Source organism: Halopseudomonas formosensis, assembly GCF_900115905.1.
Taxonomy (GTDB): domain Bacteria; phylum Pseudomonadota; class Gammaproteobacteria; order Pseudomonadales; family Pseudomonadaceae; genus Halopseudomonas; species Halopseudomonas formosensis.
On sequence record NZ_FOYD01000002.1, the window covers coordinates 404,060 to 428,290 of the forward strand.

The window sequence follows — 24,231 nt, forward strand, 5'->3', positions numbered from 1 at the left end:
AACGCAGCAGGATGGGAGATATTCAGCTCGATGATGGGCGTTGCGGCCGTGCTGTTGATGCCCGGCAATTGATGGAATGCGAATAGCATGGATAATTGTTTGACAATTATTCTCATTCGCCTTACCTTATCGCCATCTTGACCTGCCGGGGGAATGCCCATGTATGTATGTCTTTGCAAGGGAATCACTGACACACAGATTCGCGATGCTGTAACCGAGGGCGCCTGCAGCATGCGCGACCTGCGCGAACGCCTGGACGTAGCCACCCAATGCGGCAAGTGTGGCCGCGAGTGCAAGTCGATCATCAACGAGTACCGTCAGACCAGCGTGAGCTTCGTCAATGCCGCGCAATACGCGATGGCATGAATGCGTCTCGCACACATCCGTAATACATTCCTATCTGTTTGATTTCCAAGGCGGATTTGACAGCATCCAGTACCGGTAGCACACTCAGTTGTTGAGGCTCACCCAGCATACTGAGGATTACCGTCATGAAAGGCGATGCACAGGCTATCCGCCATCTCAACAAGCTGCTCGGCAATGAGCTTGTCGCCATCAACCAGTATTTTCTGCACGCTCGCATGCTGCAGGACTGGGGGCTGGACAAGCTCGGCGAGCATGAATACAAGGAATCCATCGACGAGATGAAGCATGCCGATGCGCTGATCAAGCGCATCCTGTTCCTCGAGGGCATTCCCAACCTGCAGGATCTGGGCAAGTTGCTGATCGGCGAGAACACCCGGGAGATCCTCGAGTGCGACCTGCGCCTGGAGATCTCCGGCATCCAGGATCTCAAGGACGCCATCGCCTACTTCGAGAGCATCGGTGATTACGGCAGCCGTGATCTGGCCGAAGAGATCCTCGAGTCCGAGGAAGAGCATATCGACTGGCTGGAAACCCAGCTGGGTCTGATCGACAAGGTAGGGCTGGAAAACTACCAGCAGTCGCAGATCAGCAACTGAGCAGCTGCATCAATGAAAACGGGAGCCGATCGGCTCCCGTTTTCGTTACTGCCAGACCGCTTCAGTACACATCGTGCTGGGTGTTGTGCACGTTGAACTTGCCGGTCGGTGTGATCAGCCGCGGGTCGCGGATGACACGCTTGAGCTCCAGGGTCCTGTCGTCCACCACCACGATGGCCGATTCCTCCTCCTGACCACTCCACACCGAGAACCACACCTCGTCCCCGGCCCGGTTGTATTCGGGCTGGACTATCCGGCGCGGGCCCTCGGCGATGCCGGACCACTCGGCAATCGGCAGTACCTTGTAACCCGCCTCCAGGTTGTTGATGTCGAATACCGCCACCGACTGGGCGATCTCCGCGGTCGGGTTGAAGGTGGTATCCACGTAGAGATGGCTGGATTTCGGGTGGGTCTTGATGAACAGCGAGCCACCGCCTTGCCCCTTCAGGGTGGCCACCACCTTCCAGGCATGCTCGGGATGGTTCACCGGATCGGTCCCGATCAGCGAGATGGTGTCGTCACCCAGGTGGCTGGTTCCCCACACCGGTCCGAACTGCGGGTGCACGAAGTTGGCGCCACGGCCCGGGTGCGGGATCTTGCCGACATCCACAATGGCCGCCAGCTTGCGGTCGCGGGAGTCGATCACCACCACCTTGTTGGAGTTGTTGGCCGCCGTCATGAAGTAGCGGTGCGAGCTGTCCCAGCCGCCGTCATGCAGGAACTGGGCGGTGCCGATACTGGTCACGCTGAGGTTCTCCAGATCCTCGTAGTTGACCAGCATGACCTGACCGGTTTCCTTGACGTTGATGATGAACTCCGGATGCTCGTGGGAGGCGATGATGGCCGCCACCCGCGGTTCGGGGTGATACTCCTGCTCGTCCACGGTCATGCCCCGTGTCGAGACGATCTTCAGCGGCTCCAGGGTCTCGCCGTCCATGATCACGAATTGCGGCGGCCAGTAGTCGCCGGCAATCACATACCTGTCCTCGAAGCCCTCGAACTTGGAGGTTTCCACCGAGCGCGCCTCGATACCCACCTTGATTTCCGCGACCTTGACCGGCTCCTTGCCCCACAGGTCGATCATGTCGATCTTGGCATCGCGACCGATGACCAGCAGGTAGCGGCCGGAGGCGGACATCCGCGAGATGTGCACCGCATAGCCGGTATCTATGGTCTTGACGATCTTCTTGCTGTTGCCGTCGATCAGGGCGATCTTGCCATCGTCACGCAGGGTCACCGAGAACAGGTTGGGCAGGTCCAGGTTGTTCATCTGCCGGGTCGGCCGGTCCTCTGGCTTGACCAGCACGTTCCAGGTTTCGCGCATGGTGGCCATGCCCCACTCCGGAGGAGTCGGCGGCTCATGCTGGATGTAGTTGGCCATCAGGGTGATCTCCTCGGGGCTCAGCTCCCCCGACGTGCCCCAGTTCGGCATGCCGGCGGGTGAGCCGTAGGTGATCAGGGCTTCCAGATAGGCCTGGCCGCGCTGCTGGGTGATGTCCGGGGTAAGCGGCTTGCCGGTTGCCCCCTTGCGCAGCACGCCGTGGCAGCCGGCGCAGCGCTGGAAGTAGATTTCCTTGGCCCGATCGAAATCGGCCTCGGTAAGATCCGGCGCACCTGGGGTATGCACGACCCTGGCCAGCGTCGGGTCTATCGCCGACGCCTCCCCCTGGTAGGCAGCCGCGGCCTGTTCCGGGTTGGAGGTCTGGGCAAAGGCCGCCGCAGTGACTGTCAGGGCCAGCACACTCAATGCTGTGGTAAGCGATGTGGTCATTCTCATGGCTGTTTTCCTTTCCGTGATTCAGATAGTGGCAAAGCGTTGACGCGCAGCTCAGAAGGTCAGTCGTATCTCCGTATCGATATGCCGTTGCAGGCCTGGCAGCTCATCAAAGGGTTGATATGAGCGGTTGAGCAGGTTGCCCAGCAGAACTCTGGCGCTGAGCCTGTCCTGGAAGTCGAAGGTCATCGCCAGATTGAGGGTGGCGTAACCGGATTGCCGTTCCTCCAGCTGGCGGTCAGCCCCCCGGCGCTCGGCGCCACTGGCGGTGCGGATGAACAGGTCAAACTCCCCATCCAGCTGCCCCAGCACCTGGTAGGAACGCAGCCCCAGGGTGCCGGTCGCCAGGGGCAAACCGCTGTCCCGGGTGGCATAGCCGTTGCCATAGTCGAATTTGCGACGGCTCAGGCTGATGGCCGCGTGGGGCTGCAGCAGCCAGTCCGGACGCCACTCCACAGCCAGCTCCAGTCCCGTGGTGCGGGCCTGACTGACGTTGACGTACTGCCATTGCTCCAGGGCCGGGTTGCTCGGCGGGACATAGCCGTCCGGGGTAGCAGTGACGCGCTGGCGATCGATGTAGTCCCGGGCGCGGGTGTGGAACAAGGCGATATCCGCGGTCACCCCGGGCACCTCGTAGCGCCAGCCGAGCTCCAGCACCCGGGCGCGCTCGGGGTCCAGGTCCGGGGTGCCATAGAAGATGCGGTCCCGCGCGGCCGACACCGAGTACAGCTGGTTCAGGGTCGGATAGGAGTACCCCTCGGCCAGGTTGGCCCGCAGCGCCCAATGAGGCCGGGGGCTGTAGACCAGCCCGAGGGAGCCGAGCAGGCGGCTGTCGCTGCCGTCCACCCCGGCCCGTTCGGTGCTGCGCTCCAGTTCCGACTCCACCCGGTAGTAGCGCCCGCCCAGGTAGGCGGTCCAGTCATCGGCGAACTGCCATTGCTGCTGGGCGAAGGCCGACAGCGTCTGCTGATTGGCTGTCTGACTCGCACTGCTGGGGATGACCACAGTGCCCATGGGGGTGACCCGGGTCGTAGTGCCGAGCTTGTCACTGTCCAGCTCATCAAGCATGAACTCCACGCCCAGCAGGCTGGTCTGGCCGGCCAGCAGTTCGAGTTCGGCCTGACCGGCCAGACCGCGGGTGCGCTGTTCATCCAGCGACTGGTTGGCGACAGTGACAGTGACCGGCATGGCACGGGTCACCACGGTGTTGCGAAAATCCCTGTCCACCCTGCGGGTATAGGCATTGGCGGACAGCTTGCGCAGCACCGGGCCGAGGTCCGTGGCCTCGTAGAACAACGCATAGCGCTGCTGATCCCGGGTGGGAAACTCCAGATTGAATTCGGAACCTGGCTGGGGTTCGACCCAGGTGCCGGCACTCAGATCGAAACGCTCGGCCTTCAGTGCCAGGTAGTGATTGCCCTGGCGGTAGCCCAGATGCAGCGCCGCGGAGTGGTTGTCATAAGCCGAGTTGTCCAGGGCGCCGTACTCCCGGGTGCGCCGGTCGCTGTGCTCGCTGCGGGAAAGACTCAGCCGATAGTCGAAGTGGTCACTGCTGCCCGCCAGTCCCGCGTTGCTGCGATAGCCCTGGGTAGCCGAGTAGTAGCCACCGCCGGCATAGGCTTCCAGAGGCCGATCGCTGCCGCGCCGGGTGATGATATTGACCACCCCGCCGATGGCGTTGGAGCCGTTGATCACCGAAGCCGGCCCCCGGACCACCTCCACCCGCTCGATCAGTGCGGGATCGATCAACAGCGGTGTGCCGTAATCGGTGTGATCGGTAACCGTCTGCCCATCGATGCGGATGGTTACCCGCCGCGAGCTCTCGCCGCGGATGGAGATGCGTTTCATGCCGGGGGTATCGGCGTCAGTCAGCACTACCCCGGGGATATCCCGGAACAGTTCCGCCACATCCGCCAGCGTGCGCCCCTGGACCTGCTCCCGGCTGATCCGGGTAATGGAACCGGGGCTCATCAGACTGGCGACCTCGAACCCGGTGCCGCTCACCACGGTATCCTCCAGCCGCAGGGTCGGCTCGACGGAGGCCGCTGCCACCGACAGGCTGAGAAGGGACAGGGTTGCGACAAGTGCTGGCTTTTTCATGGCAATCACTCCACTGATGTGCCTTCATCATCGGTGAAGTGCCCGCAGGAAAATTTGATGGCCGTCAAGCCGACATGCGACATGCTGCCGCATTTTATGGTGCGACATACCATCGCACTGTGGATTGGGTAAATTAAACCATTTAAAGTATAAAAAACCCTGTTCAGCCAGGGTTCATATCACCATCACTGGCTTTATCCTTTACATTTCAATCACTTAGAAGTTGGCACATTCCTTGTTACAGGTTGAGCAAACGTCGCTCAGCAAGGAATTTCCAATGCATGCAACCCGATCCGAACTCCTGTCTCCGCAGCCTGCCCTGTTCTATCAGCGCAGCGGGAATGAGGTCGAGCTCTTCGAGCAGGCCGACCGCTTCGGCATGCCGGTGCTGATCAAGGGCCCGACCGGTTGTGGCAAGACCCGCTTCATCCAGTACATGGCCGAGCGCCTGGGCCGCAAGCTGTATACCGTGGCCTGCCACGACGACCTGACCACCGCGGATCTGGTCGGCCGCCACCTGATCGGTGCCAACGGCACCTTCTGGCAGGACGGCCCCCTGACCCGTGCGGTACGCGAGGGCGCCATCTGCTATCTGGACGAGGTAATAGAGGCGCGCAAGGACATCACCGTGGTCCTGCATCCGCTGGCGGACGATCGTCGCATTCTGCCGCTGGAAGCCACCGGTGAGGAATTGCAGGCCGCACCCGGCTTCATGCTGGTGGTCTCCTACAACCCCGGCTACCGCAACCTGCTCAAGGGCCTCAAACCCAGTACCCGCCAGCGTTTCGTCGCCATGGCCTTCGACTATCCGCAGGCCGCGGCGGAGAGCCACATAGTGCAGCGCGAGTCGGGACTGGATGCGACCCGTGCCGAACAGCTGGTGGCCCTGGGCAATGCCCTGCGACACCTCGGCGAACACGATCTCGAGGAGGCGCCCTCCACCCGTCTGCTGATCCATACCGCACGGCTGATCGCCGCCGGCATGGACCCGCGCCAGGCCTGTCAGGCCTGCATGGCGCAGCCCCTGACCGACGAGCCGGTGGCCCAGGCGGCCATCATGGACATCGTCCGCGTGCACTTTGCCGACCAGGCACAGGCACCGGCCAACAGAAGAATCGCCTGAGCGGCGACCCCGCTATCCGCATACACCCGAGGAGACAACTATGTCGGAGCGCTTTACCAAGGGCATGGCCCGCAACATCTACTACGGTGGCGGCATGTTTTTCATGCTGCTGTTCATTGGCCTGACGGTGGATACGGTGACGGCGATACCCGAACGGGAGAACCGCGACCAGCTCACCGCCGAAGTCGCCCACGGCAAGCACCTGTGGGAGAAGAACAACTGCGTCGGTTGCCACTCGCTGATGGGTGAAGGGGCCTATTTCGCACCGGAGCTGGGCAACGTGTTCAAGCGCCGGGGCATGGAGAACGAAGCGGCCTTCAAGGCCTACTTCAGCGCCTGGATGAAAGCCATGCCCACCGGTGTGGAGGGTCGTCGGCAGATGCCCCAGTTCAACCTGAGCGACCAGGAACTCAACGACATGGCCGAGTTCCTGATCTGGTCGGCGCGTATTGATACCAACGACTGGCCGCCGAACAAGGAAGGCTGAGTTCACCTGACCCGACTCTGACTGCATAAGGAATCACATCATGAAATACGCTTCACAGGCGGTGGCAAAACCCTACTTTGCCTTTGCCATGCTCTTGTTCGTCGGTCAGATCGTCTTCGGTCTGATCCTCGGCACCCAGTACATCATCGGCGACTTCCTGTTTCCGGAGATTCCCTTCAACGTGGCTCGCATGGTCCACACCAACCTGCTGATCGTCTGGTTGCTGTTCGCCTTCATGGGCGCCACCTACTATCTGGTGCCCGAGGAGAGCCAGACCGAACTCTGGAGCCCGAAACTGGGTTACGCGCTGTTCTGGATCTTCGCCGTGGCCGGCGTGCTGACCATTCTCGGCTACCTGCTGGTGCCCTACGCCCGGCTCGCCGAGCTGACCGGCAATGACCTGCTGCCGACCATGGGCCGGGAGTTCCTCGAACAGCCGACCGTCACCAAGATCGGTATCGCCCTGGTTGTCGCCGGCTTCATCCTCAATATCCTGATGACCGTACTCAAGGGCCGCAAGACCGTGGTCAACATGGTGCTGGTCACCGGCCTGATCGGCCTGGCGGTATTCTGGATGTTCTCCTTCTACAACCCCAAGTCCCTGGTGTTGGACAAGTACTTCTGGTGGTGGGTAGTGCATCTGTGGGTGGAAGGCGTATGGGAACTGATTCTGGGCGCTATCCTGGCCTTCATCCTGATCAAGACCACCGGCGTTGACCGCGAGGTGGTGGAGAAGTGGCTGTATCTGATCATCGCCATGGCGCTGATCTCCGGCATTCTGGGTACCGGGCACCATTACTTCTTCATCGGTGCACCGTCCTACTGGCTGTGGATCGGTTCGATCTTCTCCGCCATTGAACCCCTGCCGTTCTTCCTCATGGTGCTGTTCGCCCTGAGCATGCTCAGGCAGCGTCGCCGCGAACACCCGAACAAGGCAGCGGTTACCTGGGCGGTAGGTTGCACCATCATGGCCTTCCTCGGCGCCGGCGTGTGGGGCTTCCTGCATACCCTGGCTCCGGTGAACTACTACACCCACGGCACCCAGCTGACCGCCGCCCACGGACACCTGGCCTTCTTCGGCGCCTACGCCATGATCGGCATGGCCATCATCTCCTACGCCTGGCCGAAGCTGCATGGCCGCGAGTGCAACAGCCCACAGGCCCAGCGCATGGAGATCTGGTCGTGCTGGGTGATGAGCCTCAGCATGCTGGCCATCACCCTGCTGCTGACCTGGGCTGGCTGGATCCAGATCGAGCTGCAACGCCTGCCTGGTGACGCCGGCGCCATCGGCTACATGCAAACCCAGGACGCCATCATGCATGTGTACTGGATGCGCCTCGCCGCCGGCGTAGCCTTCGCCGTCGGTCTGGGCATGTATCTGTACAGCTTCCTGGTAGCCCGCAACACCCGTGAAGAAGCACCGGCGCTGATGACCGCCGCCTGAGCCCGGCGGCGTGGCCTGTGGGCCCGCCACCCAGCTCACCACCGCGCTGCCGCCGTCCGGCAGCGCCCCTTTCCCGCCTGCAGCCGCTGGCTGCAGGCATCTTCGGGAGACCTGCAATGGAAGAAGCCGTTGGCATCCGCTGGCACCGACTGATCACCCGTCTGGCCGGTGACGACTTTCCCCGGGCCCGAGTGCGCCTGGCGGATGAAGCTCCCCGCCTGGCCATGGTCTTTCGTGCCCTCAGTGGCGACCCCGGGCTGACCATCAAGGCCAGCACCGAGCGCAATATCAACGCCTGGCGCCCGCTGGCCCACCGTCTGGCCGGCAGTGGCCGGCGGCATGCCGTGGCCTGGCGCGAGGTCGACGCCCTGCGCGTGCCCGAAGCGCTGGCGGTATTTCCGCAGCCCGAACTCAATCGCGATCTCTACCTGTGGCTGACCGCCATGGCCAGCCAATCGGCAGCCTGCCCGGAGGGCGACTGGCTGCACAGCAACCAGCAGCTGGTATTGCGCACCCTGGCGGCCTACCCCGGCCTCAACGACACCTACTACCGACTGGCGCAGCAGCTGGTGGAACTGCGCCGGACCCGCCGCCTGCCCCCCGCCCAGAGCGCGAGGGAAAGCGCCCTGCAGTGCGCCCTGCTGTCGCCCGGCAGTCAGCCCGCATTGCCCGCCGCACCGGGCGAGCCCTGGCCGGTGCCCCTGTGGCTGTATCCCCTGCCGGAGTCCGCTCCGCGCCTGGCGGGAGCAGCCAATGATGAGGACGACCAGCCCGCTCCTTCCGCCCCAGGGAGGGTGCGCCAGAGCCGCCAGCGCAAGCAGGCGCAATACGTGGACGACAACCAGAACCGTCACGGCATGATGATCTTCCGACTGGAGAGTCTGTTCTCCTGGTCCGAATTCGTGCCGGTCGACCGCTGCGAGGATGACAGCGACGACGAGGACAGCGACAGCATCGCCGAGGACCTGGATTATCTGAGTCTGTCGCGCAGTCCCAGCACCAGCGCCTCACGCATCAAACTGGATCTGGACCTGCCGTCGGCCGCCGAGGATGACATTCCCCTGACCGACGGCTGCCTGTTCCCCGAGTGGGACTGGAAGCAGCAGCGCCTGCGTGACAACCACTGCAGGGTCATCCCCATGCTGCCCCGGGACGCCGAACCGGCTCCCCTGCCCGAACGCCTGCAACCACTGGCCCGCAGCCTGCGCCAGCGGTTCGAGGGTCTGCGCCCCCAGCGCGTCTGGGAGAAGCGCCAGCCCGCCGGCCCGCTCCTTGACCTGCAGGCCTGCCTGCATTTTGCCGCCGACCGCCGTCGCGGCGCCGCCAGCGCCCAGCCGGCGTTGTGGAAAAGGGAGGCCGCCCGGCACCGGGACCTGGCCTGTCTGGTGCTGGCGGACCTGTCCCTGTCGACCGAGGCCTGGGCCGACAACGAGCATCAGGTGATCGACGTGATCCGCGACAGCCTGCACCTGCTCGGCGAGGCCCTGGACGCCGGCCATGACGACTTTGCCATGTACGGCTTTTCCTCCAGACGCCGGGAGCACGTGCGCTTCAATCTGATCAAGAACTTCGCCGAGCCCTGGGGCCAGGCCATCCATGGGCGCATCCGCGAACTCAAGCCCGGCTACTACACCCGCATGGGCGGCGCCATCCGCCAGGCCACCGAGATCCTCCGCGAGAAACCCGCCGAGCAGCGCCTGTTGCTGCTGCTGACCGACGGCAAGCCCAACGATCTGGATGTCTACGAGGGGCGCTACGGCATGGAGGATACCCGCCAGGCGCTGCTGGAGGCCCGCCGGGCCGGCATCCAGCCATTCTGCGTGACCATCGACCAGCAGGCGGCGGACTACCTGCCCTACCTCTTCGGCCAGCAGCGCTACCAGCTGATCCGCCAGGCCTCGGAGCTGCCGGGCCTGCTGCCGAAACTCTACCTGCTGCTGACCGGGAGAAGCATCTGATGAACAGCCCTGAGTACAGTCTCACCGACCTGAGCCCACCGCAGACCGCGCGCATTCCCGGTGACCTGGCCATGTGGTGCTTCATCCTCGCCGAACTGCTGGCCTTTCTTCTGCTGCTCGGCAGCATGGCCTTTGCCCGGGGCCACTGGGAGCAGATGTTCAGCGCCGGCATCGCCACCCTGCACCCGGAGGCAGGCTTGATCAACACCCTGATCCTGCTCAGCGGCAGCTACTTCGCCGCCCGCGGTGTCCGCCTCAGCGCCCAGGGCCAGCCCCGGGCACTGGGGCGCGGCTTCAGCCTGGCTGCGCTGTGCGGGCTGGGCTATGTCGCAATCAAGCTCAGTGAATACGCCCTGCTGTTCGGCGCCGGCTACAACCTGCGCACCGACACCTTCTATTTCTTCTACTTCTTCACCACCTTCTTCCATATGGCCCACGTGCTGATCGGCATGGTCATCCTCCTGGTGGTTGCAAGGCGCTACCGCACCGGCCAGTACCCGAACGCCGACAAGGCGCGCATGGCAGGCGAATCCGCCGCCAGCTACTGGCACATGGTGGACCTGGTCTGGCTGGTGCTCTTTCCCCTGCTCTATGTCCTGCCCTGAGGAGTCAAGATGAAAACCCACGCCCTTGAAATCGGCCTGGCCGGTCTGGTCCTGCTCACCCTCGCCGCCTGGCTGACCGGACAGAATGTGAACGCCAGCTGGGTAATCGGCTGCGTGCTGGCTGCGACCTTCATCAAGGGGCAATGGCTGATCGACGAGTTCATGGAGCTGCGCCACGCTCCGGCCTGGCTGCGCTGGGTGGTCAGTGGCTGGCTGGTACTGATCGTGGGAATGACTGCGCTGTTCAATATGTAGCTGCGTGGGCAATCGCTCGCCCGCAGAAGAGATACCCCCGGGAAGGACGCGCACCAGCTCGTCCAGCGAGCCAGCGCCCGACCACCTGATCGAGCTGCTGACTTTCCCTGGGCGGCCTAGCCCCGGGCCGGCTGTGCCGGCGCCACCTGTTCCTGCTCCCTGGCCGCCGCTCCCAGCCAGCTGATCAGCTGCCACAGGCGCGGCGGCATCAGTTCCGGGTCCAGGCTGTCCACCAGATTCTTGACCGCCAGACCCAGATCGGTATCCCCCTCGATCACCAGCCGACGGCGGAAGAACAGGGTATCCGGATCCTCCTGCCGGCTGGCCAGCAACAGAAATTCCTTCCAGTTGCCGCGGATGCACACATCCACCGGGGCACTGCGGGCAAGTCGCAGACCGACCGCATCCCGGGTCAGGCACCAGGCCATGCCCAGATCACTGACCTCGATACGCAACCAGCGCCCCTCCAGCACATCGAACTCGCCGTCATTCAGCGGCTCGGCAAACAGCCGCTTCATCGCCTGCTCGATCGCCAGCTTCTGTACGGCAAAGGGGATGTGCCTGCCCAGCGGCAGCACTGGCCCTCCGGCCTTCAACAGCAGATCAGCGAGGTTCAACACAGTCCCACCTCCTCCACGGTCAGCATGCCCGGCTGGCCATGCCAGTAACCATTGCATCCATCCAGCGCCAGCGGCGGTGTACCACCGCGGCGCACCTGGTCAAACTGCTGCACTATGTCCGCCATATCGGTCGAGCGTGGACTCAGGCGTAGCGCATCAATACCCATCGCCTGCATCCGCGGGTACTCGGCCAGCAGATTGCTCACACCACCGGACATGGTCTGGATGCCGTTCAGGGTGAACAGCACCTGCCCTTCCTGGGTGGTCATGGGAATACCATCGGGGTAGTTCTGACAGATAAAGCCGCAGTCGTCCTTGGCCAGGTTCTCCGCCCGGGCGGTAAAACACCGCGCCGAGTAGGCCAGCGGCAGGTGCCCCCAGGCAAACACTTCGATCTCCGGCAACCTGATGTCATGCTCCCGGGCCTGCTGCATCAGTGCGCTGAGCAGGTCGGCAGAACACTCCACCGGCGGCACCCAGCGGCTCATGCCGCGGCGGACCAGCTCCTCAAGGGTGAAGGCGTTGTAGATGTTCAGTGCCGGTCCGCCGACAAACTCCACCCCCTGCGCCGTGAGGAACTGCACGGCCGCCATGTCGTTGGCCTCGACCTTGATCTCACCGTTCTCGCACAGTCGCCGCAGAACGCCCAGCTCGGAGGCCGCCTCGATCAGGGTCAGACCGGACAGCACCACCTCGGCGCCGCTGGCCTCACGCACCTCGCGGGCCAGCCCTGTCCAGTCATCCAGCGACAGCGCCCGGCGCTTGGAGCACACCGTCTCGCCCATGTAGATCACGTCCAGCGGCTGCTGGGCCATGTCGGCATAGAAGTCCATGATGCTCTGACGCTGCCAGTAGAACAGGACAGGTCCCAGGGTCAGTTTCATATGGCTCTCCTATTGCCAGGCACGATGATAGGCGCCCAGGGTGGTCTGGCTGCCTTCCGACACATTGCCCAGCACCTGATTCCAGGCAGGCTCCACGGCAAAGTTGTGTGGATCCCTGCGGTAGCTGTCCAGCGCCTTGCGCCAGACACCGACCACCTGCTCGACATAGGCCGGGCTGCGCTGCCGCCCTTCGATCTTCACCGCCACCACACCGATCTCGCTCAGCTGCGGGATCAGCTCCATGGTGTTCAGACTGGTAGGCTCCTCCAGCGCATGGAAGCGCTTGCCGTGCACCATGAAACGGCCCTTGCACAGGGTCGGATAGCCGGCAGCCTCCCCCGCCTGGTAGCGATCGATCAGCACGTCATTCAGGCGCGAAGTCAGACCGTCCTCCTCGTCGCTCCAGCGCACGGCGCTGGCCGGGGAGCAGACACCGCAGAGGTTCGGCGACTGCCCGGTGACATAGGAGGACAGATGGCAACGGCCCTCGGCCATGATGCACAGACTGCCGAAGGCGAAGACTTCCACCGGTACCGGGCTGGAAGCGGCGACCTGACGCACCTGCGCCAGCGACAGCACCCGGGGCAGTACCGTACGGGCGATGCCGTACTGCTCGTGGTAGAAGCGCAGGGCCGCCGCGTTGGTGGCCGACCCCTGTACCGACAGGTGCAGCGGTAACCGCGGGTGACGGCGGCTGGCATAGGCGAGGATGCCGGGGTCGGCGGCGATCAGCGCATCCGCACCCAGATCCGCAGCGCGGTCCACCGCCCTCTGCCAGCGCGCCCAACCATCCGGCAAGGCGTAGGTGTTGACCGCGATGAACAGCTTGCGCCCCTGCTGGCGGATAAGCTCAAGTCCGGCTTCCAGTTGTTTGTCGGTAAAGTTCAGACCGGCGAAGTGACGGGCGTTGGTATCGTCACGAAAACCCGTGTAGACAGCATCGGCACCCTGCCGCACCGCTGCCTTGAGGGCAGGCAGACTGCCTGCGGGACAGACCAGTTGCATGGTAACTCCCTGTGCTCAATATCAGCCGGAGACTCTGCCCCCTGCGGCCGCAAAGGGCATTGATCAAGGTCAAGACGGAGCTTCAATGGGCCGGGAGGAAGCGCACCAGCTCGTCCAGGCGGACTGCCGGAGAGCATGGTGTCTGCTGCAAGGCCGCCCATCGAGCTGGTGCTCGACGTTCCCGGGGTCCAGACGTACCCGAGAGACTCGGTGCTTGCCCTGGGGGGGAGGAGCACCAGCTCGTCCACGCGGCAGCCGGAGAGCTCAGTGTCTGCTGCAAGGCCGCCCATCGAGCTGGTGCTCGCCGTTTCCGGGGTCCAGACGTACCCGAGAGACTCGGTGCTCGCCCTGGGAGGGATGAGCACCAGCTCGTCCACCCGTTCGCTATCTGGCGCGCAACACCTCCGGCGGGGTCAGGTAGTCGCTGCCGCTACCGCGCCGTTCCTGGCCTTCGGCGATCTCCAGCCGGGCGATGCTGCGCAGATGCACTTCGTCCGGGCCGTCAGCGATGCGCAGGCAGCGGGAGCTGATCCACAAATCGGCCAGCGGGGTATCCGGGGTCAGTCCCATGGCGCCGAACACCTGCATGGCCCGGTCCACCACCCCGTTGAGCATGCTCGGCACTACGGCCTTGATCATGGCAATTTCCTTGCGCGCACCCTTGGCACCGACGTTATCGATCATCCAGGCGGTCTTGAGCACCAGCAGGCGGGCCTGTTCTATCTCCATGCGCGAGCGGGCGATCCATTCGGAAACGCTGCCATGCTGATGCAGATAGCGCCCGAAGGTCTTGCGCTCCAGGGCGCGTTCCACCATCAACTCCAGCGCCAGCTCGGCCATGCCGATGGCGCGCATGCAGTGATGCACCCGGCCCGGCCCGAGCCGCGCCTGGGCCATCATGAAGCCGTCACCTTCCGCGCCGAGCAGGTTACCCACCGGCACCCGGACATCGCGGAATATCAGCTCACTGTGCCCTTCGGGTGCCAGGTGATGCATGACAGGAATGTTGCGCACCAATTCCACGCCGGGGGTGTCGAAGGGAACTATGACCATGCTCTGCTGCCGACGCGGCTCGCCATCCGGGTCGGTCTTGCCCATCACGATGAGGAAGGCGCACTCCGGGTGCGAGGCATTGGTGATGAACCACTTGCGGCCATTGATGACATACTCACCCCCTTCCCGGCGGATCAACGTCTGGATGTTGCTGGCGTCCGAGGAGGCCACATCCGGCTCGGTCATGGCGAAGGCCGAGCGGATCTCTCCATTGAGCAGAGGATTGAGCCAGCGCTCGCGTTGCTCGTCGCTGGCGAACATGTGCAGCAGCTCCATGTTGCCGGTATCCGGGGCATTGCAGTTGAACACCTCCGAAGCCCAGCTCACCCGCCCCATGATCTCGGCAAGGGGGGCATACTCGAGATTGCTCAGGCCCTGTCCGGGCTCGTCGGCCCCGAGGGAAGGGAGAAACAGGTTCCACAGCCCTTCGGATCTGGCCAGCGCCTTGAGATCCTCCATGAAGGAGACCGGGAAGGCGCCGGCAGCCACCTCGCGCTGCCATTGTCCGAGCCGGGGGACTATGTGTTGATCGAGAAAACCGCGTACCTGGCCGCGCAGGTTTTCGGTCCGGGCACTGTAGGCAAAATCCATGGTCAGCTCCTGAAAAATGAGGACACCCGATCCGGGAAAACAGCGGAATTCGGGCCTACTATGGAGCCTAGGACTGCGGTAGGATTCTCGCTATCTTGTATCAGGGGCTGAATTTAACCTATTCACGAACTGAATAAAAAAATTGATCAGGATCAATTTTAATGATTCAGCTTGAATTGCCTGCCTCCAGCCCCATATAGGCAAAAGCTATTCAGCGCTTAGGCTAAATTTATTTTTAATATCCCAGGCAGGGGCCTATCATGGCCACTGTTTCCAACCCGCAAGACAAAAGCTCAACTAAGGAGTCTTCAATGTCCGTTATCAATACTGAAATCAAGCCGTTTACCGCTCAGGCGTTCAAGAACGGCGAGTTCATCACCGTTACCGACGCTGACGTGAAGGGCAAGTGGGCCGTATTCTTCTTCTACCCCGCCGACTTCACCTTCGTCTGCCCCACCGAGCTGGGCGACGTTGCTGACCACTACGAAGAGCTGCAGAAGCTGGGCGTGGAAGTCTACTCCGTGTCCACCGACACCCACTTCACCCACAAGGCGTGGCACGACAGCTCCGAAACCATCGGCAAGATCAAGTACACCATGATCGGCGACCCGACCATGCAGATCAGCCGCAACTTCGAGATCCTGCGTGAAGACCAGGGTCTGGCCAACCGCGGTACCTTCATCGTTGACCCGCAGGGCATCATCCAGGCTGTGGAAATCACTGCCGAAGGTATCGGCCGTAACGCTGCCGACCTGCTGCGCAAGATCAAGGCTGCCCAGTACGTAGCTGCCCACCCCGGCGAAGTCTGCCCGGCCAAGTGGGAAGAAGGCGAAGCCACTCTGGCTCCCTCGCTGGACCTGGTTGGCAAGATCTAAGTCAGCCTGAAACCCGGCCCGCCGTGGCGCGCTGCGCCCGGTTGGCGGGCCGGGTTTCTTTTCTTTGCCTGTCCGAGCTGGCAGGCCAAAGAAAAGAAACCCTCCCTATCCACCCTATTCCAGGACACGCATACCATGTTAGATGCCAATCTGAAGAAGCAACTGGACACCTACCTGCAGAATATCGCCAAGCCGATTGAAGTCAGCGTGTCCGTAGACGACAGCCCCAAGAGCAAGGAGCTCTACGAACTGGCGGCTGAAATCGCCGAGATGTCGAGCAAGATCACCCTGAAGGATGCCGCCGACAAGCGCACCCCGAGCATGGGTGTTGCCGCCGCCGGGGAAACCCCGCGGGTCCGCTTTGCCGGTATCCCCATGGGCCACGAGTTCACCTCGCTGGTACTGGCGCTGCTGCAGGCCGGTGGTCACCCGTCCAAGGCTGATCCGGCACTGCTGGAGCAGATCCGCAACCTGCAGGGCGAGTTCCACTTCGAGACCTATATCTCGCTGTCCTGCCAGAACTGCCCGGACGTGGTACAGGCGTTGAACCTGATGTCGACCCTGAACCCGAACATCACCCATGTGATGATCGATGGCGCCCTGTTCAAGGACGAGGTCGAGAGCCGCCAGATCATGGCTGTGCCCACCGTGTTCCTGAACGGCGAACACTTCGGCCAGGGCCGCATGACGCTGGCCGAGATCGTCAACAAGATCGACAGTGGCGCGGCCGAGCGCAAGGCGGCCGAGCTGAACGAGAAGGGTCCCTACGAAGTGCTGATCGTCGGCGGTGGCCCGGCCGGCGCCTCGGCAGCCATCTATGCTGCGCGCAAGGGCATTCGCACCGGTCTGGTGGCCGAGCGTTTCGGCGGCCAGGTAATGGATACCGTGGGTATCGAGAACTTCATTTCCGTGCCCTACACCGAGGGTCCGAAACTGGTTGCCAGCCTGGAGCAGCACGTCAAGGAGTACGACATTGACGTGATCACCGAGCAGAGCGCGGCCAAACTGACCAGCAATGGCCTGATCGAGATCGAGCTGGCCAGCGGCGCTACCCTGCGCAGCAAGTCGGTGATCCTGGCCACCGGTGCCCGCTGGCGCGAAATGAACGTGCCCGGCGAGCAGGAATACCGCGGCAAGGGCGTGGCCTACTGCCCGCACTGTGACGGCCCGCTGTTCAAGGGCAAGCGTGTGGCGGTGATCGGTGGTGGCAACTCCGGTATCGAGGCGGCCATCGACCTGGCCGGTATCGTCGAGCATGTGACCGTGCTGGAATTCAGCGACACCCTGCGTGCCGATGAGGTCCTGCAGCGCAAGGCCCGTTCGCTGCCGAACGTCGAGATCATCATGAACGCCGCTACCACTGAAGTGCGTGGTGATGGCAGCAAGGTGGTGGGTCTGACCTACACCGATCGCAAGACCGGCGAAAGCCACCAGGTGGACGTGGCGGGTATCTTCGTCCAGATCGGTCTGATTCCCAACACCGACTGGCTGAAGGACAGCGAGGTCAAGCTGACCCGCTTCGGCGAGATCGAGATCGATGCCCGTGGTGCCACGTCGGTACCGGGTGTATTTGCCGCCGGGGACGTGACTACCGTTCCCTTCAAGCAGATCATCATCTCCATGGGCGCGGGCGCCACTGCTTCGCTGGCGGCCTTCGACCACCTGATCCGCACCTCTGCAGGTGCCGAGGAAAAGGCTACCGCCTGATCCCCGCCCGCTGGAACCGACAACCGCACCCTTGGGTGCGGTTGTTGCATTTCAGGCCGGTGAAAACCGCGAGCTTACATCGAGCCACTGTCCATAACGCAGCGGCTACTTCCGCCCCGTCAGCGATCCCAGCAATCCACGGGCCAGCTCCCGACCTATCTGCCTGGCCAGGGTCTGTACCGCCGAGCGCACCGTGGTATTGATCACCCCATCGGTCACGCTCCGACTGGATGTACCCTTGCGGCCGTTGCGGGCCTCTGCCTTTTCCCTGGCTCGACTTTCAGCTTCGGCCTGTGCCTGCTTCGCCGAATGCTCGGCGCGCTGGGCGAGAATCTCGTAGGCGGATTCGCGGTCAATGCCACGCTCGTAGCGCCCTGCCAGCGGCGAGGCCTGGAACAGGGCTGCACGTTCCGTCTCGTTCAGGACACCAATGCGTGAGCGCGGAGGAGCCATGAGGGTACGCTCAACGACCGAGGGGCGGCCCTTTTCATCCAGTACGCTGACCAGCGCCTCGCCCACCGCCAGCTCCGTCAGTACCGCCCGGGTATCGAAGGCGGGATTGCTGCGAAAGCCGTCGGCCACGGCCTTGAGCGCCTTCTGCTCCCTGGGGGTATAGGCGCGCAGGGCGTGCTGGATACGCAGGCCCAGCTGGGCCAGTACCGCGTCGGGAAGATCGCTGGGTGACTGGGTGACGAAGAACACCCCTACCCCCTTGGAGCGAATGAGCCGGACCACCTGCTCGATGCGCTCATGCAGAACCTTCGGCGTGCGGTCGAACAGCAGGTGCGCCTCATCGAAGAACAACACCAGGCGCGGCCGGTCGGCATCGCCCTGTTCCGGCAGCTGTTCATGCAGCTCCGAAAGCAGCCACAGCAGGAAGCTGGCGTAGACCCGGGGCGATTCCTGGATCAGCTTGCCGGCTTCGAGAAGATGGATATGGGCGCGGCCGGAGAGATCGCGCTGCATCAGATCCGCCAGCTGCAGGGCCGGCTCGCCGAACAGCCGCTCGGCGCCCTGCTGTTGCAGTATTACCAGCCGGCGCTGGATGGCCTGGATGCTGGCCGGGGAAATACCGCCACTGACGGTGGCCAGCTCCTCGGGGGCGCGCAGCAGCCAGTCCAGCAGCGCCTGCAGGTCCTTGAGATCCAGCAGCAGGAGGCCTTGCTGATCGGCCCAGGCGAATACGCCGTAGAGCGCGGCCAGCTGATTGTCATTGAGGTCCAGCAGGCTGGCCAGCAACAGCGGTCCCATCTCGCTGATGGTCGTGCGCAATGGATGGCCGCGGTCACCGAGGATGTCCCAGAACACCACGGGCACCGATTCGGGCTGCCACTCCAGACCCGGCATCAGCGCCCGTCGCTTGTCGATACCGGCAGAAGGCGCAGCGGCGGCAGCCACACCGGACAGATCGCCCTTGATATCGGCGGCGAATACCGGCACGCCGGCTCTGGCAAAGCCCTCGGCCAGTACCTGCAGGGTAACTGTCTTGCCGGTGCCGGTGGCCCCGGCGATCAGACCGTGGCGGTTGCACATGTTCAGGGGCTGGCTGATCACGCGGCCATCGGCGCCGCCCAGCTGCAGAGATGGAATCATGAAAGGTACGCCTCCCTGTGTGGCCGCGGCGGTCGTTATCGTCGGGGGGCGCCGTGGTCGTTGTAATTCTTCAGTACCCGCAGCAGATCCCGCCGACTGATCTGCCCGACCAACCGGCCCTGCTCGGTAACCGGCAGGCGCCGACGGCGGTGGGTGACAAAGTGTTCTGCAACCTTGAGGATATCCGCATCGGCATCGATGGTTTCCACCACCTCGCTCATCAACGAGCGGACAGTACCGCAACTTTCCTCGAAATAGGCTCCGCTGAGAATACCCCGCAGGCAGTCGCTCTCCGACAGCACCCCCACCAGACTGCCGGAGGCATCCACCACCGGGGCGCTGCACAGCCGGTTCGTCAGCAGAATGTCGATGGCCTGGAAAAGATGGGTTTCCGGGGACAGGGTGACTGCCTCCCGGTTCATGTAGTCACGGACCTTTATGGATCTGAACATGGTGCGTCTCCCCTGCCGTCATTGGCACCGGGCAGGGGTTCAGCAACAGACGGTCTCAGGCAAATACAACCGTCTTGTTGTCATGAACCACCACCCGGTCTTCCAAGTGATAGCGCAAACCACGGGAAAGCACCATTTTTTCCACATCCTTTCCGAGGCGGACCATATCTTCCACATTATCTCTGTGGCTTATACGCACCACGTCCTGTTCGATAATAGGACCGGCATCCAGCTCCTTGGTAACATAGTGACAAGTTGCCCCTATGAGTTTCACTCCGCGGGTCGCGGCCTGATGATAAGGCCGGGCACCAACAAAGGACGGCAGGAAGCTGTGGTGAATATTGATTACCCGACCGGCATATTCTTCACAGAGACTTGCGGGCAATATCTGCATATAGCGCGCCAGTACAATACAATCGGCCTGTTGTTCATTTACCAGTCGAGTAACTTCGTCGAAGGCCGGTGTCTTGTCCTTGGGATCAACTGGCACATGGTGGAAAGGAATACCGTGCCACTCCACCATACTGCGCAGATCATCATGGTTGGAAATGACGCTGGTAATTTCACAGTCCAGCTCGCCGCTGTGGAAACGGTGCAGCAGATCAGCCAGGCAATGGGACTCGCGACTGGCCATCAATACGACTTTCTTACGTTCGGCTGAATCACTGACGCGCCACTGCATGCCGAACTCCCTGGCGATGGGCGCAAACACGGTGCGCAGCCCATCGGCATCAAACGGCAGGGAATCGGCCCGGATCTCATGGCGCATGAAGAACCAGCCGGAGAGGTTGTCGGAATGATGGCTGGCCTCGGTAATCCAGCCGTTATAGGTTGCCAGCAGGTTACTGACCTTGGCCACTATCCCCACACGGTCGGGGCAGGCAATTACCAGACGAAAGGTTCGCATCAGGTCTCACTCCAGAGTCCGGTTCTGCGCCGCTGCCCGGATCAGGGCGCGGCGGAACCGATGGCGGATCGAAAGCGGCGTATTCTACTCGCCCCCGAGGAAAATTTCAGCAACCGGCGGGCCCGTCCGGCGCCCACCAGACACAAATGGAATTGCAGTCCGCGAAGCCGTTTTCTTGTACAACTAACGGAATATAAACTAGTATTAGTCCACTATTTCATGCACCCCATTAATGAGGCTGTGTACCATGTCCATGCTGCAACAGTATCGTCAGATTGAAGATACCATTCGCGAGCTGAGCGAAAAGCTCAAGTCGCTGTCCAACGATGAGAAACTGAAGAAAGAAATCGAGTTTGAAAAGAAACTCGCCGCATTGATGGAGCAGTACGGAAAAAGCGTTAAAGATGTCATCGCCATCATTGACCCTGACAACAAGATCAGCGCACCGGTCCGCACCACCAGCGCCCCTGCCAAACGGGCACGCCGGGTAAAGCAGTACAAGAACCCGCACACCGGTGAAGTAATCAAAACCAAAGGCGGAAACCACAAGGAACTCAAGGCGTGGAAAGAGAAATACGGCGCCGATACAGTGGAAAGCTGGGCGACCATTCTAGACTGACCCATAGTTCCGCGTGAAAATTAAAAAGCCCCCGCAAGTTAGTTGACGGGGCTTTTTTCATGCTGCTTTCATGCTCTCTTCATGAGTTCGTCACCAGGCCGTCATCGGCCACCAGGCAGCTGCAGTCGCGTTGCCAGCTCACGGGCATAGTGCTCCCATTGTTCAAGCAGTTGCCGCTGCCCCTCCGAGGCTTCCGGTAACAACCGTCGAATTTCTCCCATGAAGCTGTCGAGGGTGATGCCGGCGCCCGGCAACTCCCCACTCAATTTGCGACGACAGAACGCCAGCCACTGATGGGTTTCCTCGGCATTCAGCGACTCGGGGAAGTTTCTGGCACGGTAGCGCGGCAGCATGTCGACCAGACGCTGATCCTCAAGCGGCCAGCGGGTTCGGGCCAGTCCGACTCCATCGGTTTCGCGGATGGCCTCCAGCAGGCGGCGGTCCCGATCCGACATGAAGCCGTCATACAGCAGGGTTTCCGCCTCCACTTCCGGCTCGGCCGGGCCGGGTTGCTCACTGTAGATGGTATCCAGCCGGCCCTTGAGCCCCTCGCGCCACTGCCCCAGCTGCTCGGCACGCGACAGCAGCAGCGGCATGTCCAGCTGCAGGCGCTCGATGTCCACCGGTCGCAGTACACGGGCCTCGGCCAGCACCGGACACTTGTTGATATGCACCAGTTTGAGACCGGGACGCTGCTCACCCGGCGCCAGCTCCTCGGTGCGCGTGTACAGCCGCTGACGCAGCTGCTCCGGAGGCAGTTCCTGGAGCATGTCCGGTGCAACAGCCAGATCCCAGACGATCAGCGCATTGCGATTGCGCGGGTGCCAGGCCAGGGGCAGGACCAGCGCCAGGCCGCTGCGCTCACGACCGAAGCGACCGGAAACATGGACCAGCGGGCGCACCTGCTGAAGATCCACCAGGGCCGATACCCGATGCTTGTCGCGCAGCTGATAGAGGTAGTCGTAGAGGCGCGGCTGGGCCTGCCGGAGCAACCGTGCCATGGCGATGGTGGCCCGTACGTCGGCCAGCGCATCGTGGGCCTGACCGTGGTCTATGCCGTTGGCGGCTGTCAGCAGCTCCAGCCGGAAGCTGGTGAAGCCGTCCTGCTGGGGCCACTCGATGCCCTCCGGGCGCAGGGCATGGGCAGTACGCAGTGCATCGAGCAGATCCCAGCGGCTGTTGCCCCCCTGCCATTCACGGGCATAGGGATCGAAATAGTTGCGATAGAGTGAGAAGCGGGTCATCTCGTCGTCGTAGCGCAGGCTGTTGTACCCGGCGGTGCAGGTGCCGGGCCTGGCCATCTGTTCATGCAGCAGGTGCATGAACCGGGCTTCCGGCAAACCGCGCTGGACCCGCGCCGGATCAATGCCGGTCACCAGGCAGGCCATGGGATGGGGCAGAACATCTTCAGCAAGACGGCAATCGATACACAGCGGCTCGTCTATCTCTTCCAGCTGCTCGTTGGTTCGCACCCCTGCTACCTGCAGCGGTCGATCCCGGCGCGGATCGATGCCCGTTGCCTCGAAGTCATACCAGAAAATACTGTTACCCATGGTGTTTCCCCGTTCCGGTGGCAGAAGCGGGATTGCCGAGCTGCCGTGAAGCAAGGCAGGGTACCTCAGCGAAGCCGTTCAGGCATCCGGTTGGTGGGTAAATGTGAAATAGCGCTGCAGTGCAATGGACAGACCGGCGAACACCTGCGGGTCGCTGATCAGGGCGAACCCGGCATCATAATGCCCCGGCGTGAGATCCGGTCGGCACCAGCGGCTGTTGGCGCGAAACGGCAGCACGAACTCACCCTCGCCGCCCAGCGCCGGCAGATGCAGCTGCATGTCGTAGTCTTCGTCCAGCATCACCGGATAGGGGCTGATCAGCATGAACCCCTTGCAGGAGACGTTGGCCATGGTCCCCATGAAGTGACCGTCGAAACTGTTGAAGACGTTCAGATAGGCATGCAACTGATGCCGCGGTATACCGCGCTCCAGCCGCTTGACGGCGTCCTGCGCCGTTCCCTGGAAGGTCATCCCGGACATAGCCCTTGCTCCGCAGAATATGGACACACAGAATTGGCAGGGGCGCGGCGTCGGGCGTGACTGCATGCTGGCGGCTCGTTCCCTGAACATCTGCATCAGGATAGCCCACCGCCCGTGCCAGTCCAATAAACGGTGGTCGGAAGATGGACGGCAGCTTGCCGGTTATTGATCTGGGTCAGCGCCGGTACCGAGGCAATTGACCTAGGCTGTCCTAATATCACTAGTGGACCAACAAGAGGCAGCGGGCATGAACATCCAGCACATCATGGTGGTTATCGATCCAACCAGTGAAAACGAGCAACCCTGCATGCGTCGGGCCGAGCAGCTGGCCGGCCACTATCCGCAGGCACGCTTCACTTTGTTTGTCTGCGACTATATTCCAGAACTCGAGGGAGGGCTGCTGTTCAGCAATGACCTGCTGGCCGAGGCGCGCAACAAGCTGCTCGGACACCGGGAGGAATATCTGGACCGGCTCGCCGCCCCCCTGCGCGCCCGCGGCCATATCGTCAATACCACCGCGGTGTGGGGCAAGCGCTTCGAACGGCATATCCTGCGCGCCGTGCATGAACAGCAACCGGATGCGGTGCTCAAGACCGGACAGCGTCACAGTCTGCTCAAGCGTCTGGTTCTGAGCAACAGCGACTGGTTCCTGATCCGCTATTGCCCTGTCCCCCTTTGGCTGGTCAAGCAGCCCGATGCACCGCTGCAGCACATCTGCGCCAGTGTCGACCCCCTGCATGAGTCGGACAAGCCGGCGGCGCTGGATCACAAGATTCTCGACACCGCCCGCAAGCTCGCCGCTGAAGTCGCTGCCCGGCTGAGCGCAGTGCACTGCTACAACCCGCTGCCGCACACCCTGGCCTTCGATACCGGTCTGGTCGCCGACTACGACGGTTATGCTGCCGATGTGCGCCGCCAGCATGCCGACGCCTTCAGCGCCTTCGCCGCCGCCAGCGCCCTGTCCGAGGAGCAACAGCACCTGCTGACAGGCTACCCGGAGCAGGCGATTCCGCAATTTGCCGCCGATAAGGGAGTGAACCTGCTTGTCATGGGCGCCATATCCCGCTCACGTATCGAAAGTGCGCTGATCGGACACACCGCCGAGCGTCTGCTGGAGGACGTGCCCTGCGACATGCTGATCATCAAGCCGGACGGCTTCGAGGATCCCTCACGCCCGGCCTGAG

Annotated in this window: 23 protein-coding genes; 12 read left to right on the forward strand and 11 right to left on the reverse strand. The window is 62.7% G+C overall.

Annotated features, from left to right (window positions below):
* Window positions 1-159 precede the first annotated feature (159 nt).
* Both BM046_RS16480 and bfr read left to right on the forward strand, forming a co-directional pair.
* On the forward strand, window positions 160-366 hold the full coding sequence (locus tag BM046_RS16480) for a bacterioferritin-associated ferredoxin (protein WP_090537597.1): 207 nt from the start codon (window positions 160-162) through the stop codon (window positions 364-366).
* 125 nt (window positions 367-491) lie between these two features.
* Window positions 492-962 (forward strand): bacterioferritin, encoded by a 471-nt coding sequence (gene bfr, locus BM046_RS05010; protein ID WP_090537599.1) that lies wholly within the window; start codon window positions 492-494, stop codon window positions 960-962.
* 61 nt (window positions 963-1,023) lie between these two features.
* On the opposite strand, the gene BM046_RS05015 is transcribed toward bfr, so the two are convergent.
* Entirely contained in the window at window positions 1,024-2,739 is a 1,716-nt protein-coding gene (locus BM046_RS05015) for a nitrite reductase (RefSeq protein WP_235818571.1), read from the reverse strand.
* Window positions 2,740-2,790: 51 nt separating this feature from the next.
* Window positions 2,791-4,836, reverse strand: a complete 2,046-nt coding sequence (locus BM046_RS05020) for a TonB-dependent receptor (RefSeq protein ID WP_090537603.1) — start codon at window positions 4,834-4,836, stop codon at window positions 2,791-2,793.
* Window positions 4,837-5,113: 277 nt separating this feature from the next.
* On the opposite strand from BM046_RS05020, the gene BM046_RS05025 reads away from it, so the two are divergent.
* From BM046_RS05025 to BM046_RS05050, 6 genes are all read left to right on the forward strand, one after another.
* Window positions 5,114-5,959: a CbbQ/NirQ/NorQ/GpvN family protein gene (locus BM046_RS05025; RefSeq protein ID WP_090537606.1), complete on the forward strand. Its 846-nt coding sequence runs from the start codon at window positions 5,114-5,116 to the stop codon at window positions 5,957-5,959.
* Between the two features lie 40 nt (window positions 5,960-5,999).
* Window positions 6,000-6,446: a c-type cytochrome gene (locus tag BM046_RS05030; protein WP_090537608.1), complete on the forward strand. Its 447-nt coding sequence runs from the start codon at window positions 6,000-6,002 to the stop codon at window positions 6,444-6,446.
* A gap of 40 nt (window positions 6,447-6,486) precedes the next feature.
* Window positions 6,487-7,890: a cbb3-type cytochrome c oxidase subunit I gene (locus BM046_RS05035; RefSeq protein WP_090537610.1), complete on the forward strand. Its 1,404-nt coding sequence runs from the start codon at window positions 6,487-6,489 to the stop codon at window positions 7,888-7,890.
* 116 nt (window positions 7,891-8,006) lie between these two features.
* Window positions 8,007-9,848, forward strand: a complete 1,842-nt coding sequence (locus BM046_RS05040) for a nitric oxide reductase activation protein NorD (RefSeq protein ID WP_090537612.1) — start codon at window positions 8,007-8,009, stop codon at window positions 9,846-9,848.
* Window positions 9,848-10,453, forward strand: a complete 606-nt coding sequence (locus BM046_RS05045; protein ID WP_090537616.1) for a cytochrome c oxidase subunit 3 — start codon at window positions 9,848-9,850, stop codon at window positions 10,451-10,453. Before BM046_RS05040 ends, BM046_RS05045 begins: the two co-directional genes overlap by 1 nt.
* A 9-nt stretch (window positions 10,454-10,462) precedes the next feature.
* Window positions 10,463-10,708: a cytochrome C oxidase subunit IV family protein gene (locus tag BM046_RS05050; protein ID WP_090537618.1), complete on the forward strand. Its 246-nt coding sequence runs from the start codon at window positions 10,463-10,465 to the stop codon at window positions 10,706-10,708.
* Window positions 10,709-10,824: 116 nt separating this feature from the next.
* Here BM046_RS05050 and ubiT read toward each other — a convergent pair whose 3' ends face one another.
* The 4 genes from ubiT to BM046_RS05070 form a co-directional block, all read right to left on the reverse strand.
* A complete protein-coding gene (gene ubiT / locus BM046_RS05055) occupies window positions 10,825-11,328 on the reverse strand; it encodes a ubiquinone anaerobic biosynthesis accessory factor UbiT (RefSeq protein ID WP_218150002.1) in 504 nt (167 codons plus the stop codon).
* Window positions 11,322-12,212 (reverse strand): U32 family peptidase, encoded by an 891-nt coding sequence (locus BM046_RS05060; RefSeq protein ID WP_090537621.1) that lies wholly within the window; start codon window positions 12,210-12,212, stop codon window positions 11,322-11,324. The genes ubiT and BM046_RS05060 overlap by 7 nt, the downstream gene beginning before the upstream one ends.
* A gap of 9 nt (window positions 12,213-12,221) precedes the next feature.
* Window positions 12,222-13,217: a ubiquinone anaerobic biosynthesis protein UbiU gene (gene ubiU, locus BM046_RS05065; protein WP_090537622.1), complete on the reverse strand. Its 996-nt coding sequence runs from the start codon at window positions 13,215-13,217 to the stop codon at window positions 12,222-12,224.
* A gap of 384 nt (window positions 13,218-13,601) precedes the next feature.
* Complete coding sequence (locus tag BM046_RS05070; RefSeq protein WP_090537626.1) at window positions 13,602-14,861, reverse strand: acyl-CoA dehydrogenase family protein; 1,260 nt, start codon at window positions 14,859-14,861, stop codon at window positions 13,602-13,604.
* 311 nt (window positions 14,862-15,172) lie between these two features.
* Between BM046_RS05070 and ahpC the strand changes: the two genes are divergently transcribed.
* The gene (ahpC, locus tag BM046_RS05075) at window positions 15,173-15,736 is read left to right on the forward strand and encodes an alkyl hydroperoxide reductase subunit C (protein WP_090537628.1); all 564 of its coding nucleotides are present in this window, start codon (window positions 15,173-15,175) and stop codon (window positions 15,734-15,736) included.
* A 135-nt stretch (window positions 15,737-15,871) separates the two neighbouring features.
* A complete protein-coding gene (gene ahpF, locus BM046_RS05080) occupies window positions 15,872-17,443 on the forward strand; it encodes an alkyl hydroperoxide reductase subunit F (protein WP_090537631.1) in 1,572 nt (523 codons plus the stop codon).
* 105 nt (window positions 17,444-17,548) lie between these two features.
* On the opposite strand, the gene BM046_RS05085 is transcribed toward ahpF, so the two are convergent.
* Genes BM046_RS05085 through purU form a run of 3 tightly spaced genes read right to left on the reverse strand, consistent with a single transcriptional unit; the run spans window position 17,549 to window position 20,395 of the window.
* Window positions 17,549-19,036, reverse strand: a complete 1,488-nt coding sequence (locus BM046_RS05085; protein WP_090537633.1) for a helicase HerA-like domain-containing protein — start codon at window positions 19,034-19,036, stop codon at window positions 17,549-17,551.
* A gap of 35 nt (window positions 19,037-19,071) precedes the next feature.
* Window positions 19,072-19,488, reverse strand: coding sequence for a CBS domain-containing protein (locus BM046_RS05090; RefSeq protein WP_090537635.1), 417 nt, complete (start codon window positions 19,486-19,488; stop codon window positions 19,072-19,074).
* A gap of 55 nt (window positions 19,489-19,543) precedes the next feature.
* Window positions 19,544-20,395, reverse strand: coding sequence for a formyltetrahydrofolate deformylase (gene purU / locus BM046_RS05095; RefSeq protein ID WP_090537637.1), 852 nt, complete (start codon window positions 20,393-20,395; stop codon window positions 19,544-19,546).
* Window positions 20,396-20,642: 247 nt separating this feature from the next.
* On the opposite strand from purU, the gene mvaT reads away from it, so the two are divergent.
* On the forward strand, window positions 20,643-21,014 hold the full coding sequence (gene mvaT / locus BM046_RS05100) for a histone-like nucleoid-structuring protein MvaT (RefSeq protein ID WP_090537639.1): 372 nt from the start codon (window positions 20,643-20,645) through the stop codon (window positions 21,012-21,014).
* 101 nt (window positions 21,015-21,115) lie between these two features.
* Here the strand turns inward: mvaT and sbcB are convergent, their stop codons facing one another.
* Window positions 21,116-22,567 carry an exodeoxyribonuclease I gene (gene sbcB, locus BM046_RS05105; RefSeq protein WP_090537641.1) on the reverse strand — a complete coding sequence of 484 codons (1,452 nt, stop codon included), beginning with the start codon at window positions 22,565-22,567 and terminating at the stop codon, window positions 21,116-21,118.
* A gap of 78 nt (window positions 22,568-22,645) precedes the next feature.
* Window positions 22,646-23,047 (reverse strand): PilZ domain-containing protein, encoded by a 402-nt coding sequence (locus BM046_RS05110; RefSeq protein ID WP_090537642.1) that lies wholly within the window; start codon window positions 23,045-23,047, stop codon window positions 22,646-22,648.
* Window positions 23,048-23,294: 247 nt separating this feature from the next.
* Here BM046_RS05110 and BM046_RS05115 point away from each other — a divergent pair, with 247 nt between their 5' ends.
* Window positions 23,295-24,230, forward strand: a complete 936-nt coding sequence (locus tag BM046_RS05115) for a universal stress protein (RefSeq protein ID WP_090537644.1) — start codon at window positions 23,295-23,297, stop codon at window positions 24,228-24,230.
* Window position 24,231 lies beyond the last annotated feature (1 nt).

Bases quoted from the DNA above. Each gene is read 5' to 3' on its own strand.
- BM046_RS16480 (WP_090537597.1), top strand. From the start codon at position 160: ATGTATGTATGTCTTTGCAAGGGAATCACTGACACACAGATTCGCGAT.
- bfr (WP_090537599.1), top strand. From the start codon at position 492: ATGAAAGGCGATGCACAGGCTATCCGCCATCTCAACAAGCTGCTCGGC.
- BM046_RS05015 (WP_235818571.1), bottom strand. From the start codon at position 2,739: ATGAGAATGACCACATCGCTTACCACAGCATTGAGTGTGCTGGCCCTG.
- BM046_RS05020 (WP_090537603.1), bottom strand. From the start codon at position 4,836: ATGAAAAAGCCAGCACTTGTCGCAACCCTGTCCCTTCTCAGCCTGTCG.
- BM046_RS05025 (WP_090537606.1), top strand. From the start codon at position 5,114: ATGCATGCAACCCGATCCGAACTCCTGTCTCCGCAGCCTGCCCTGTTC.
- BM046_RS05030 (WP_090537608.1), top strand. From the start codon at position 6,000: ATGTCGGAGCGCTTTACCAAGGGCATGGCCCGCAACATCTACTACGGT.
- BM046_RS05035 (WP_090537610.1), top strand. From the start codon at position 6,487: ATGAAATACGCTTCACAGGCGGTGGCAAAACCCTACTTTGCCTTTGCC.
- BM046_RS05040 (WP_090537612.1), top strand. From the start codon at position 8,007: ATGGAAGAAGCCGTTGGCATCCGCTGGCACCGACTGATCACCCGTCTG.
- BM046_RS05045 (WP_090537616.1), top strand. From the start codon at position 9,848: ATGAACAGCCCTGAGTACAGTCTCACCGACCTGAGCCCACCGCAGACC.
- BM046_RS05050 (WP_090537618.1), top strand. From the start codon at position 10,463: ATGAAAACCCACGCCCTTGAAATCGGCCTGGCCGGTCTGGTCCTGCTC.
- BM046_RS05060 (WP_090537621.1), bottom strand. From the start codon at position 12,212: ATGAAACTGACCCTGGGACCTGTCCTGTTCTACTGGCAGCGTCAGAGC.
- ubiU (WP_090537622.1), bottom strand. From the start codon at position 13,217: ATGCAACTGGTCTGTCCCGCAGGCAGTCTGCCTGCCCTCAAGGCAGCG.
- BM046_RS05070 (WP_090537626.1), bottom strand. From the start codon at position 14,861: ATGGATTTTGCCTACAGTGCCCGGACCGAAAACCTGCGCGGCCAGGTA.
- ahpC (WP_090537628.1), top strand. From the start codon at position 15,173: ATGTCCGTTATCAATACTGAAATCAAGCCGTTTACCGCTCAGGCGTTC.
- ahpF (WP_090537631.1), top strand. From the start codon at position 15,872: ATGTTAGATGCCAATCTGAAGAAGCAACTGGACACCTACCTGCAGAAT.
- BM046_RS05085 (WP_090537633.1), bottom strand. From the start codon at position 19,036: ATGATTCCATCTCTGCAGCTGGGCGGCGCCGATGGCCGCGTGATCAGC.
- BM046_RS05090 (WP_090537635.1), bottom strand. From the start codon at position 19,488: ATGTTCAGATCCATAAAGGTCCGTGACTACATGAACCGGGAGGCAGTC.
- purU (WP_090537637.1), bottom strand. From the start codon at position 20,395: ATGCGAACCTTTCGTCTGGTAATTGCCTGCCCCGACCGTGTGGGGATA.
- mvaT (WP_090537639.1), top strand. From the start codon at position 20,643: ATGTCCATGCTGCAACAGTATCGTCAGATTGAAGATACCATTCGCGAG.
- sbcB (WP_090537641.1), bottom strand. From the start codon at position 22,567: ATGGGTAACAGTATTTTCTGGTATGACTTCGAGGCAACGGGCATCGAT.
- BM046_RS05110 (WP_090537642.1), bottom strand. From the start codon at position 23,047: ATGTCCGGGATGACCTTCCAGGGAACGGCGCAGGACGCCGTCAAGCGG.
- BM046_RS05115 (WP_090537644.1), top strand. From the start codon at position 23,295: ATGAACATCCAGCACATCATGGTGGTTATCGATCCAACCAGTGAAAAC.